Origin of the sequence: Alloscardovia venturai, assembly GCF_042676605.1 — a bacterium.
In the GTDB taxonomy this organism is placed as follows: Bacteria; Actinomycetota; Actinomycetes; order Actinomycetales; family Bifidobacteriaceae; genus Alloscardovia; species Alloscardovia venturai.
The window spans coordinates 95,018-108,039 of record NZ_JBHTHQ010000013.1 but is presented as its reverse complement, the minus strand read 5'-3'; the positions used below and the strand labels follow the sequence as shown (position 1 = coordinate 108,039).

9 protein-coding genes are annotated in these 13,022 nt (G+C 44.5%); 2 read left to right on the top strand and 7 right to left on the bottom strand.

Annotated elements, in window-relative coordinates:
• Window positions 1–115: 115 nt before the first annotated feature.
• Window positions 116–1,729, top strand: coding sequence for a hypothetical protein (locus ACFQY8_RS02995; protein WP_377938429.1), 1,614 nt, complete (start codon window positions 116–118; stop codon window positions 1,727–1,729).
• An 89-nt stretch (window positions 1,730–1,818) separates the two neighbouring features.
• Here the strand turns inward: ACFQY8_RS02995 and ACFQY8_RS02990 are convergent, their stop codons facing one another.
• From ACFQY8_RS02990 to ACFQY8_RS02980, 3 genes are all read right to left on the bottom strand, one after another.
• Entirely contained in the window at window positions 1,819–2,604 is a 786-nt protein-coding gene (locus ACFQY8_RS02990) for an NUDIX hydrolase (RefSeq protein WP_377938428.1), read from the bottom strand.
• An 81-nt stretch (window positions 2,605–2,685) separates the two neighbouring features.
• Window positions 2,686–3,918 (bottom strand): ABC transporter ATP-binding protein, encoded by a 1,233-nt coding sequence (locus ACFQY8_RS02985; protein ID WP_377938446.1) that lies wholly within the window; start codon window positions 3,916–3,918, stop codon window positions 2,686–2,688.
• A gap of 53 nt (window positions 3,919–3,971) precedes the next feature.
• On the bottom strand, window positions 3,972–4,799 hold the full coding sequence (locus tag ACFQY8_RS02980; protein ID WP_377938427.1) for an ABC transporter permease: 828 nt from the start codon (window positions 4,797–4,799) through the stop codon (window positions 3,972–3,974).
• 111 nt (window positions 4,800–4,910) lie between these two features.
• On the opposite strand from ACFQY8_RS02980, the gene ACFQY8_RS02975 reads away from it, so the two are divergent.
• Window positions 4,911–6,044 carry an acyltransferase family protein gene (locus ACFQY8_RS02975; RefSeq protein ID WP_377938426.1) on the top strand — a complete coding sequence of 378 codons (1,134 nt, stop codon included), beginning with the start codon at window positions 4,911–4,913 and terminating at the stop codon, window positions 6,042–6,044.
• A 132-nt stretch (window positions 6,045–6,176) separates the two neighbouring features.
• Here the strand turns inward: ACFQY8_RS02975 and ACFQY8_RS02970 are convergent, their stop codons facing one another.
• The 4 genes from ACFQY8_RS02970 to ACFQY8_RS02955 all read right to left on the bottom strand — a co-directional run bounded on the left by ACFQY8_RS02970 (window position 6,177) and on the right by ACFQY8_RS02955 (window position 13,019).
• A complete protein-coding gene (locus ACFQY8_RS02970) occupies window positions 6,177–8,153 on the bottom strand; it encodes a DUF6020 family protein (RefSeq protein WP_377938425.1) in 1,977 nt (658 codons plus the stop codon).
• A gap of 60 nt (window positions 8,154–8,213) precedes the next feature.
• On the bottom strand, window positions 8,214–9,743 hold the full coding sequence (locus ACFQY8_RS02965) for a hypothetical protein (RefSeq protein WP_377938424.1): 1,530 nt from the start codon (window positions 9,741–9,743) through the stop codon (window positions 8,214–8,216).
• A 659-nt stretch (window positions 9,744–10,402) separates the two neighbouring features.
• A complete protein-coding gene (locus ACFQY8_RS02960; protein ID WP_377938423.1) occupies window positions 10,403–11,332 on the bottom strand; it encodes a glycosyltransferase family 2 protein in 930 nt (309 codons plus the stop codon).
• Window positions 11,325–13,019 (bottom strand): glycosyltransferase, encoded by a 1,695-nt coding sequence (locus ACFQY8_RS02955; RefSeq protein WP_377938422.1) that lies wholly within the window; start codon window positions 13,017–13,019, stop codon window positions 11,325–11,327. The genes ACFQY8_RS02960 and ACFQY8_RS02955 overlap by 8 nt, the downstream gene beginning before the upstream one ends.
• Between the last annotated feature and the right edge of the window lie 3 nt (window positions 13,020–13,022).

The window sequence follows — 13,022 nt, the reverse complement described above, 5'->3', positions numbered from 1 at the left end:
ACAATTTAAAGCAATCTAGGCTGATGCTCGCTTATGAGTTTCAGCCTTTTAATTTGCCTTTTTGCTGTATTTTGTGCAAGTTGGAACGTTTTGAGACTCTGTTTATACTAAATTCATGAGAAAAACGTATCGTTCTGCACAAAATAGTGGAGAAGCAACGGATTCTGCCGAGATTTCTGGAATCCGTATCAGCAATCTTGACTCCGCAGAGCAAGCAACCATGTGGCGCACCTTCACCGCTGATTTTTTGTACAAGCATCACCGCAATTCGGCTGACCTGTGGGATGAGTCCTCGCACATATGCGATTTCCTCATCGCAAACAACTCTAATATCACGTGCTATTTTGCAAAAATTTTAAGAACGGCATACATCACCAATGAGACCATCACTTTAACCTATCAAGAAGTGCTCGACGGTCCATTTTTCCTCGCCTTTGGCCCCGAATCAATCAATGCGTTGCTCGGCCTTTCATTTAAAGATAAGCCTGCACTGCATATCCGCACATTTTCAGGTGCACATAGCTCTCTTGTCGATGCCCTCATCTCGAGTTTCACTGTGGAACGAGATGGGCATCGTTACATCAACTCTGAATTCGAACCTTCAGCGCTCACTGCCAGCCCTGATTTATATCAACAAGCGAGGTCCTGTCCAAGTAGCCCAGCACGTTTGCCACACAACTTACGTAATGCACCAAACTGCACAAAATTGATTGCTCAAGCCCTCGAAAAAACCTATCAGCTCAAGAAGGGCAGTTTATCGCTACTCGCAAGGCGGTGGGAAGAATGGATACATGCATGCGAAATGGGAACTGTCATTTTCGTACCAGCCGACACAACCATTGGCAAGTTTGATTTTGCGTCGCAACTTGCAAAAATTCCAGAAGAACTCAAAGAGGAAGCTATTCGTCAAGTCCTTTCTGAAGACGAGAAAACCTACGTTTCTCCTCAAGAAATAGCAACTATTCTAACTCATCCGCAGCGAAGCAAAGTCTTCAGCGCGCTCAATGCAGCTTTTCGCACTAAATCATACAATTCGCGCTCAGAAGCCCACCAGTATGCACGCGATTTATATCAATATGCTTACCAAATGACACTTGCAAATCAGTATCACTGTGTGCTAATGACTGTCCAAACTGCACAAAACACGCAAAAAGCACAAAATCCAGAAAATACACCTACTTCTCCCCTCTCATCACTCATTTCACGCACAATACACGCGCTACCGGCATCGCGCTTGTCTCGCTCCCAGCCAATGCCAACACTCAACACTTTTACGCAGAAATATTGTGCATATCTCGACACGCAAAACGAAAAGTTGACTGGTTTTGCCGCCATTCACGGAGAAACCACTGAGTTTTTTGCAGAAATGCCAGCTGTCTATTTCACAAACCTTTTGTACACGTCACGTTCCACGATTTCAAAGTGGCGAAATGCACAAAATACGCAAAAACAAGCTGCCGCACGCGAGCTTGACTACGCCGTAAAGATGGCAGCAAACCAAGTGGACCGAACGAACGAGGTTAGGTCGACTATAGTGAGAGGAATAATTGCAATTATCCTCGCGGTTGCAGGATGGTTTATTGACAAATTCCAGTTTGACGGGACGAATGGCGCGACTCTCTCTGTGGGAATCGCCTTCTTAATTTCAGTCGGACCAGAAATAATAGACCTCATCCGAAATCTTATGGAATTTCATAGAGGTCCGCGTACGTTCTTCGCACAGTTCTAGATACTGTAACGAATCGCTCAGCTACATGAGCCAATTAGCACTCAAACACACTAAGATACAAGCGATATTGCCTTCCCCACAGCGAGCTGCTAAGACTTAGCACCTCGTCGCAACTTCCAGATAGTGTATGCAGCGAGCGTAATGCCATCGGTAATTTCGCCACGCGCAATCATTGATTCGAAATCGTTTACACTCACCCAGCGTAAGCTATCTCCCAGCTCCCAGTCACTTTGAAGCATAGATTGCGAGCACTCAACATTCATCGATTTAGACGAGTCAAGCACAGACTCGTCCACGCGAATGTTCGCAACTGCTATAGCCCCAGCAAGCAACCCTGAATCCGCATGTATCGTCTGCCATACCGTTACCGCACTCTCCGGTACCGAAATGCCCGTTTCCTCGCGAAACTCTCGAAGAGCTGTCTGCGCAGGCGTTTCGCTAGCTTCGCCAACTCCACTAGTCTCGCCAGCCATAGTAATCTCCTCAGGTCTGAGAGACTCGCCCATACCACGCGGAAATTCCCACGCAAACTCATTCGTCGCTACTCGCCAGTGATGCCCAATGAGCAGCTGACAGTGCGATAAACTGCGAGGGCGGTCAGTCCCATCAGTACACCCACTGGCAATGCTGGCGATATCCTTATCCTCACCTTCAGAGCCAGAGTTAGAGCCAGTCCGCTCAGCCACGCACACCGCACCCACAGCACCGTTCTTGACGTCTACAACGTTGAACTGCACAGCTTCGCCGGTAGCTTTCACGCGCGCTTGAACCTCGGTTACGGTGAAGTCAGCTCCGCCCTGCTCGTGATAGACCTCACGTTGAGACAAAACTTCGAGAGGAGGCCCTGCAGTTTGAGAATTTTCCGTTATTACCACGTGTTGCCTCTCCTCATAGCCAGTATAACTAGCATTACGATAAATGCCTACGTAGATTCGCCGTTAAACACAACGGCGCATCTACATCTCCTTAAACTCAATCCCCGTATCGTTAAGCAACGCATACGCGCGATTGCGAGTATCACTGACAGCAAAGAACCCCGAGTTTTCTTCATTTGTAAAGGCAACCATGTCACTACGTTCTGGATCGACAGGATTTTGCGTGCGCAGAGACACAACAATCTTGAATTTGCCATTGTTAAAAAGATTGAGTGGCAGGCTAAATTCTTTGCGGCCATGTCCACCATGCATGATGTGGTAAGCCTTCTGTCCCGAGTCATAGACTGCGCCGCCGCGTACGATATCGTGCAGGGCAATAGCAAGGTAGAAGTCTTGGTCCTCATCGCGGAAGTCATACTCAACTTCAAACTTAAACGTATCATCACGTGTAAGCATCTGTGAGGAAAGAGCATTAATGCGTAGCAAAGGAACGCGTTCATTGAGGCCAAGAGGGAACTTGCTTTCCTCTTTTTCTTTCTCTTCACGCTTAAAGTTCTCTAGCGTGTAGCGATCTGCTACGTCATCCTTGTCTCCAGAAGCGATAACTTCACCATCTTTGATAAGCACGGCATTATTGCAATACTTCTTTACTGCTCCCATATCATGAGTGACTAAAATAACCGTCTTCGTCGGGTCTTTCTTAATTTCAGTAAAGAAGTTGTCACATTTACGTTGGAACGCCTCATCGCCTACTGCCAGAACCTCATCGAGCACTAGGATATCACCCTGCGCCTTGATGGCGACGGAGAAAGCCAATCGTACCTGCATACCAGATGAGTAGTTCTTCAGTTTCTGGTCCATAAATTCTTCGAGCTCAGCAAACTCGACGATATCGTCATACATCGCTGACACCTCAGCTTCAGTAAAGCCAAGCAGCGCACCATTGAGGTAGACGTTTTCTCGACCAGTCAGTTCAGGGTTGAATCCTACTCCGAGTTCGATAAACGGTACAAGTCGACCTCTTACATCGATAGAACCAGCATCCGGCGTATAAATCTGCGAAATAAGCTTGAGAAGTGTGGACTTACCAGATCCATTACGACCTACGATACCAAAAAAGTCACCTTGCCGAACTTCAAAATTGATGTCGCGTAAAACGTGCTGATCTTTATAACCCTTAATACCCTTTGTCCAATTAATAAAGGCCATTTTCAAACCAGTAGCCTGCTCCGTCGGTAAGCGGAAGTGTTTTCCTACATGCTTGACAGAAAGCACGACAGGACGTTCATCTTCATTAGAAGTAAGACCCGGCATAAGGCTCGCGCTCGCGTTTGTTTGCATGTTTTCTGTTACATTCGTCGTATCCATTACAGCACCTCAGCAAACTTCTGGCTATTTTTCTTGAAGATATAAATACCCAAAACAAAAATAGCGACAGACAAAAGCAGTGGAATCACTGCAATACCCTTATTCCCAATCTCTGTCCACACAGTCGGAACGTATTGCGGAGAGATGAAATTATGACGGATATCTTGAAATACCTGTGCGATAGGACTCATCAGCATCAGTTTCGTGATGGTGTGACTATAGCGATCGACCATGCTTAATGGGTAAATGATAGGTGTCGCATAGAAAAGTACCTGAAGCAGAACTTCCCAAATATGCGCGATGTCACGGAAGTGAACATACATAGCGGCGAGGATAAGCGACACTCCCACTGCAAGCATCACAAGTTCGATGACGTAGAACGGGACAAGAATTACTCGCCATGTAAATGTAACCGGAGAAAATAGGCAGAAGATAAATACCACAACGAAGTTGATGAGGAGACTAATGAGCGCTCCGATTGTGGCAGAAACTACCACGATATACGTCGGAAAGTGAATCTTACGAAGTAAATCACCGCGATCAACGATGGAGCGTAACCCCACGCTTGTCGCCTCCGAGAAAAATGCCCACAAGCAGTTTCCCAGTAAAAGGACGACAGGAAACGTCGGCGTACCGTCAGTGAACTTCAAGAACCTTACAAACACCGTGTACATCACAGCAAAAAGCATCAGTGGCTTCACGACCGACCATGCGATACCTAAAAGCGACCCTTGGTAGCGTAGCTTAAAATCAGTCTTCACTAGCTCACGTAAAACTACAAAAGAGTAGTGATATTTCTCGCGTACATTCCCCAAAATATTTTTCACAAGAACCACTTTAACATCACGTCGGCTCAGAGCGCTCTTGCAACCGGCAAAGAACAAATACGGAGAAACCGATGTGTCTCTTTGTCTCTTCGCTATAAGATTATAGATTTTATGACTTCACACTCAAAACACCGTAATGTCAGCATTGAGATTCTTCGCATCATCGCGATGTTTTTAGTCCTCGCATGCCATGGCATTCTTCATTTGAACTGGATGCTCCATGTTGATTCTGGGCTGACACCTCATCCTGGATGGGAAACAGCATTATCATATTTAGTTGTTCAATACGGTCAAGTAGGTGTGTGCATCTTCTTCATGATTTCCGGTTACTTCCTTGTCAAAAAAAGCTTTAATTGGAAACGAATCATTACCCCCTGGGCTCATGTACTCGTATATACTATCGGTTTCTTCATCATCGCTCTTCTGCTACCGGCTGCGATTAAGCAATTCGCAGGAATCAACGTGCTATTTGATACACGAGCACACATCGTCGAAACACTCGTAGCAGTCTTTACGCCAATATCAGCCAGTTCCTACTGGTTTATGACATCATACATTGCTATGCTCATTCTTTCACCTTACATAAACACTCTTTTTGAGCACGTAAGCGAGCACGCCATGATAGGACTAATAGGTTTCATATCTTTACTTAGTGTTCTCATGCTTTATTGGGGACGTACAAACCTCTTCAACCATATTTTTTACGCGTGCCTCTGCTATATGATTGGCGGATGGATGCGCGTATACCTTCCTGCGCACCGCACTTGGAACAGAGTACAGATATTCGGCGCTATCATAGTAGCAACAGTAGCCATGGCTCTTTTCAACTTTGCAGCGGCTAGTCAAAACAGCATCATAAATGCTCTCACGTGGAACGCACAACTAAAAGATGGCATATGGCTTGGCCCCGTAATTGTAGCCGCTTGTCTCTTCCTCTGCGCTGTTAAGAAACAGTCTCCTAGCCGGCACACTACCTTTGAAAGCGCAATCATTGCTATAAGCCCGGCAACCTTCGGCGTCTACCTACTTCATGAAAATCTTTTTGGCTATCGTCTACTATGGAGGACGTGGGAATACCTCGTCCCAGCTCCGCACACTATACTAACTAAAGTAGCGGCTTACTTAGCTATCCTCGTGGTAACGTATGCTGTCTTACTGCTAGCTGCATATGTGATGGATCGTTTCATAGCAAACCCAATATCTCGATTTGTGGGGACTAAACTCGCAGCGGTAATCAAAAAATAATCTTCTGAAGGTATAGAAGCTCCACGCTACTGCTAAAAAGCCCATCACTCATGTTGTCCTAATCATTGGGATTAGGACAACATGACCACATTTCAATAGTCAGAAGGCACTGTGCACACTGTACGAATCCAGCTACTTATCAGCAGCATGAACTCGAGCCGATTCCTCTACTCCCTTTTGCGTAGCCGGGACCAGACCAGCTATCACGGCTAAGAACGCCCCAAATAGCATTACATACGAATATCGAGCTTGAGCTGCTGCCGTTAGCAATAAGTTAGCCCATGTCATTACGAATGGCGCGAAAAGTACTAGATTCTTATATTTTTTCTTTGATAGTACAAATCCTAGCGAAATGATTGGAATCCAAATCGTATAGAGCACTTCGCTTCCCGCAATTGAGAATGGCGGAACATTCTTAAGAGCTCGGTTAAGCGGACTACCTAGATGCTCTTGCTGCCATGAGAATGCACACTCTTTCGAGTTAGGGAGAATATATTTTCCTCCAGCTTCACTCCACCCGCAATGTTCATACTTCAATGCATAGTAGCTATCACCAACAACTATATAGTTTCTCACATATGAAATCGCGTGGAAATACGATGCCGGGTAGCGGAAGAAAAGTTTAATCCATAAGATTACAAACTCTCGAAGATACTGAGAATTTTTAGTGCGCGTGTATGCGAATGAATTTATTGGATCAGCATACACTGGATTGAATTCTTTCTTTGCTGTCTCCATATCAATCACACGCGAAATAACTTCTTTTTCATGAGAATTTAAGTCATTCTCATGGTCTATGACAACCTTCGCCATCTGCTGCATAGGGACTGCAAGAGGTTCTTGAATTCCTCCCGGAGCAATATGGAGTGCAGGAAGAACAGTAGCTGGGACAAGCACTAAAACTATTAAAGCCGGCACAATGCCCATGACCAATGTCTTCCACCGTTCTTTAAGGAATATAGTCAGAATGAGCAACGACGGAGTAGTCACATAGATAGAAGTTTTACGCATTAAACCGGCTAAAGTCGAGAGGACGACTATCCCCACTACTAACTTCCACGAAATCCGTTGTTTGTTGAGCAACCTATATGCCAACTCAAAGAAGCATACTAACCATACAGTAAAAACTGGAATCCACGTTGAATCTTTCACGATGATGCTTAATGCCGTGGAGAATGTAGGCACAAACGCCGTGAAAAGAATGATAGAGAATAAATATCTTCCAGAGATTTTAATGCGAGAGCCAATCCAACTGATGACAAGTGCAAGGGAAGTGGCCCCGAGAAGATACTGCAACCATGTAAGAATCTCTAGCCCTAAAAGTTCATTGCCGACTTTCATACCTAAATCGTCAAAGAAACCGTAGATATACGTATCTACAAATGGATGATGATCAGATAGTCGATAACCAGTTAGTATTGTTCCAACCTTCGGGTCCCAGACTAATATCTTCTTATACTGTATGAGCTGCACGATGGTATCAATATCGACAATTACTGGACCGTTAGCAATCATAATAGGTATCCAGCATAGGAAAATAGCGACGCCTAGTAATACAACATTTAAAGGCTTCAGCACTACATATTTGCTAAAGTAATAGTCTAACTTGCTATGCGTTTCGCTGTCTGCTGTAGAAGTTTTATGCTCATTGATTTTCGCTATGGCTATTACGGCAAGGTTGTACAGAGCCATAGCAATAAAGAGCATCTCAACAACGACTATAGCGAGCAGAACTTTCTTCCCATAAAGAGTAGAAATCGAATAGAACAATGAGACGTCAGTTTGAGAAGGTTCAACATTCTGTGCTGGCGGGATTACGATTGAGGCACTTATGACAAATGCTGCTAGAAAAATTAAGATGCGATTTCTGCGTTGTAGCGTTTTATACTTGGGGATAGCAGCAAAAACTATATACAACGTTACAGCAAAAAGTACAAAACCTACAACAATACTATTATGAGACACAACATCTAAAAGAAACGTACCAATTGAGTATTGACGAGTAGGATAATTCTTCACCTCGGTCGCCAAGGGAATTGCAAAGGATAAGGCCACTCCAATACCTATGAAGGCGCCCAAAATCACCTTTAAGAATCTTTGCTTTACCATATCCGCAGACCTTCCTCATTAAGTTTGTTCAGTTAATTTCCAGTAAAATTTACGTAAGTTCTATTGAAAAGCTAATGACCACGATTCAACCGCTCTGTAGACGGTGTCATTCGAAGAAATGAGCGCATAATATCGTCCCTGAGACAATAAATTCAAGCTATAAAGTAACACAGTCCATAAGAATGTACAAAGAGCAAAATTACGTAGCCAAGCAGCTTTAACTGTGTAAGTTATAGCCCCTACACCTGAAGATGGTATCGTCTCAGTCTCGCTCCATTGATCGAGTAAATTCTGAATGACGATAATCGCGGCAACAATTAAAAGCCACCCAAAGTCCCCAAAATAGCGCGAGTTAACGCCTACAAGGGCAGAGTCAAGGAAGAGAAGAAGAAAAGCACATACAACGCAACCCGACACAAGTAATGCGTTTTTTTGAGTATGCATCACTCGTTTAAATGGAATTGCTAAAAGTATCGCAAAAGCAATTGGCGTAAAAACTAAAAAGCCTCCAAAATACGGCTCCATGATAAAGGTCCCCATGAAACCGTGTGGAATATCGACCGTAAAAATATAAGGGAAGTTAGGCGATATGTTAAGTGGTTGGAACAAGTACATCCATAATCCACTCGGAGCTCGCATAATGGTTCGTGAGTGATGAACCATGTCAAACCCCGTAAGATTGTATGTCGCACCGAAATCAAAGAATGATTCAAACCTAATTTTGTTGTACCACATTGCAGGAATTCCCACACAGAAAAACGGCGCAATGACAGCTAAAGTATTCCATACTCCACGTTGTGAGAAGAATAGTCTCTTCTTAATCTGTTCCCAAAATATAGGGAACGCCAGGAATGCACTCAGAATAAATTGAGGTCGGCACAAAAGATTGAGAGCAATGCACAATGCTCCAAAGAAAAGCATCGCTTTTGTGAATCGCGCATTAGCCCTAAACGAACGAAGCCACAATCCTAATCCAAAAGTCGTTACTGTCAAAGATGCAAGAATTGGCAGAGAATATATTTTAGGCAAAAACACTTGTGTGAATCCGCTTCCACCGACTACTAATGTGATAGCCGAAAGAATATACATGCCAAAGCTAGTCTTATCAAAATACTTCTTCAATAATGCATAGAGGAAGTAGAAAGCCCCAATGACAAATAAAACAGCGAATGCTACAACTGCATAGTCAGTACGTAAATCGTGTCCCGTCAGCAATTTAAAAGGTATAAACGCAACAATTACAGGGAAAACTCCAAAATAGGAATAATATTTTCCATTAAAAAATGCATAGTCCCAATATGACTGTTCTCCCGTTGACTGACCGTAATACAATCTCAGACCTGCATCATATGGGTTTTTCATATGGGCTAACCAGCGCGGCACATTTAAATCAAGATAAGCATGCCCTCGCAAGAGCGCATTTGCTACATGATTATACTGGTTACTATCGTTGATAAATCCGCCGTCTTGGGTAAGGTACGTCCCACTGAACATCTTTTCTGGTTCTGCCAACCTGCTAATTGCAAAAAGAATAGCGCTCAGTACAAGCATAGAGAAGATGGTTAAGATGAGCTGAGCCTTATGTGCCATACTTAACCGCCATTTATATATACGGCTTGAAGGCAAAAATACGTAGATAAAATAGCTAACAGACAGGAAAAAGACAAATCTTGTGAGAGAAAAATGGAAAGGACGATTTGGATTTACTCTCACAGTATTTAACTTTAGTAATTTCCCCTTCTGAAGGTCTACAAATCTTAAGTTAAGAGTAGAAACTTTTCCAGCAGCGTGTAGCCTCACATAATGAGTATCTGGTAAATTCTCAACAACCACAGTACGCCCGATAGGGACCGCGGTCTTCGAGTTTCCCTCATCTTTCACGTAAGGTTCAAGCGTAAAGCTTTTTCCTACACGAGAGTGGCTAGGAGATGTAGCACTCCGAGGATTTACTTCAATATAAGATATTTCCTGAGGTTTCTTAAATTCTACAGAGAGATACGCATTATCGGTACTCGTAACTTTCCATAAGCCACTAGCAACTTTAGAAAAACCGTTACCTAATGTGACAGAACTGTCAATCGGGGAATTATGGAAAGAATTCCAAAAGGGGAAATTAAAAATAAAAATTTCTAAGAGAAGGACAATTACAAGAGGGATAAACATACGAAAACATGGAAAAATACCCTTCATGCTATTACGCATGTAATCCCTCCTCGCACTCGAGTTAAAACGTCGTTTATACTCTACTCTTACGCCTGCAAAGGTTCCTGTGGGAAATCAGTCTTTGGATTGAAACGTACTGCCTCAAGCATCTTTCCATACATCTTGCGACGAAGTTTCTTAGCTACATTTCCACGACGCATTTGTACAGCTACATTCGCACAGAAAAGTAAGAACTTTGCCTTGCCTTCATGGTGAAGACGGTAAGATCCCTGATTCCGAACGCCATAAGCAAACTTCCATGCATTCTTCTCATCAATCATGGAGAAGTTTACACCCTTGTTTGCCCCCATGTCGTGCATCACTACTGAGTCCAAAACTTCTACGCCAGGGCAAGACCTTGTGATGCGCATAGTGTACTCAGCATCATCAAACCAGATAAAGTACTCCTTATACGGCAAGCCAAAGGCTTCCATGACCCAGCGAGGAACGAGGACAGAGACAAAGGATGCTGCAGAGACCATGACGAGGTTGCTATGTCCCAACGCTTGCAGACGCCCCCAGTCCCACGTCGGGACAGGATTGTTCATCTCACAAATTGTACCGTCGATGAACTTTACCATTGAACATGCAAACGGCACATCAGGACCAAGCTCTTCAACCGCCTCACTGAATCCAGACACAAGCTTTTCTAGTGCGTCAGGCTGAGGATAACCATCATCGTCAAATATCCATACGAAGTCAGCGCCCATCTCATAGCCACGACGCATACCTGCAGAGAAACCACCTGCACCTCCTACATTTTCAGGGAGGTGAATGATTTCAAGTTGTACTCCTTCAAGCGAGAAGTTCTTTTGGTACTCATCAAGATACACATCCGTACCATCAGTCGATGCATTGTTGACGATGATGAACTGGTCAGGAAGTGTAGTTTGAGCTTCTAACGATTTTAATACAGTCTTAAGCTTTTCTAAACGGTTAAAAGTTACGACGACCGCTGCTACTGTCTGTTTAGTCATTCTTCTTCCAATCATGTAAAAGTCTGGTCACGAATGAGTTCGCAGTTTCCAGCTTTGCAAATTCGTTGAGATTATCGTTTTCTACCACCCACAGTCGCTCACGTGTACTCTCATCACGAAGAAGATGATCAAGTGAACGCATGGTGTCCTTCACAAAATTGTACGTCGAACGACGGCTCAAGCCTTGCGGCGGAATGAGAGTATACTGTGAGCCTACATTTGCTGAGATAACAGGTATACCGGCTCGCAGTGCCTCAATCGTAGTCAGAGTAATCCCCTCGTTGACTGAAGAAACTACAAGTACATCACTATCGGCATACGTCTGTGATACTGAAACTTCCTGACCGCGGAATTCAACTACACCCTCGAGACCTAAGCGACGGACAATTTCATCACGCACGATATCCATGGAGCCACTACCATGCATGATGAATTTATAGGTATTTGGGCTACTTTTATGGAGCTTCGAAGCGAGAAGCAAGAACGCTTCGAGACGCTTCTGCCGAGCAAGACGACCTACGAATGCCACAGTTAAAGACTTCTCATCATGGCGAGGCTGGAACTGCGGCTCAGAGGTATGAGCAGTCAAGTCTATCAACGGAGCGTCTACAATCTTTTGCGGATCAATGCCATGCACCTGAGTAAGCCACTGTTCAAGCTGAGGCGAAATAACGTGGTGAATATCAATCCACTTATCATGCGTAACTGCCTCATGTGGATAGCCACCACCGAATTTATACTCCACGATGTGCAGAGAGTCCATTACCGGGGTCGCAGCAAAGTACTTCTTAATCCACCATAAACGGTCGTAGAGCCACTGACAGTGATGAACGAGTACGCCTGCGACATTGAACTGCTCAAAAACTGCCCTGAGCAATGTCGCATCACCTACACGCTCCTGCAACGGATGAGTCAAATTGAGCACTACAGCATCATCAAACTCAGGACGAGTAATCCACGGCTGATGACTATCGCGATCAGTGATAACAATTGGTATATAACCTGCTTGCTTAGCGAGAGCTACAGTTTCTAAAGCCCAACGCTCCGCACCACCTGCCTGCAACCAGTGCATGCCGATAAGGATAGCTTGCGGCGCATCAGCACGAGGGGTACCTGGCCTCACTTCAACCCACGGATGGTGGACGTCACCACTGCGATTGACAAAATCTGTCGTATAGGCATCTGCGTGTTTAGCCTCTTTACGCCCGATAAGTTCTCCACGCTTGCGCTGTGCTTCACGAAGGGTATCAAGCAAAACTGGAGTATTGGTCTCAAGTTTGCTATAGATACGACTCAACCGACGCTGAGGATTATTTACCTCGACATCGGTGTCTGTTGCATCATCAGGGGTGAGGAGGATGTAGCGAACATTTCTGTCGATAATCTGCTCATCACCAGCAAAATAATGAGGAGAGAATACCGACTTTGGCTCGACAAGGGATGTCGCAGAAAATTCTAAGAATGGCTCTAACCCCGCTCCGTCGGTAAGGACACCATTAAGCGTAGAAGTGTCCATCAAACGAGGATACTGCCACTTCTGCCCCATATAAATCTTGTACTTGAGAGTACGACCGGGTTGAATCAAGGAATGATAATTGACAGCTGACTCAATGAGCCGCTGCTGACGAGTCGACAATGCGGTGAGCTTTTCTCCTGACTGTTGAGACTCTAACTTATAAAATCGCATCTT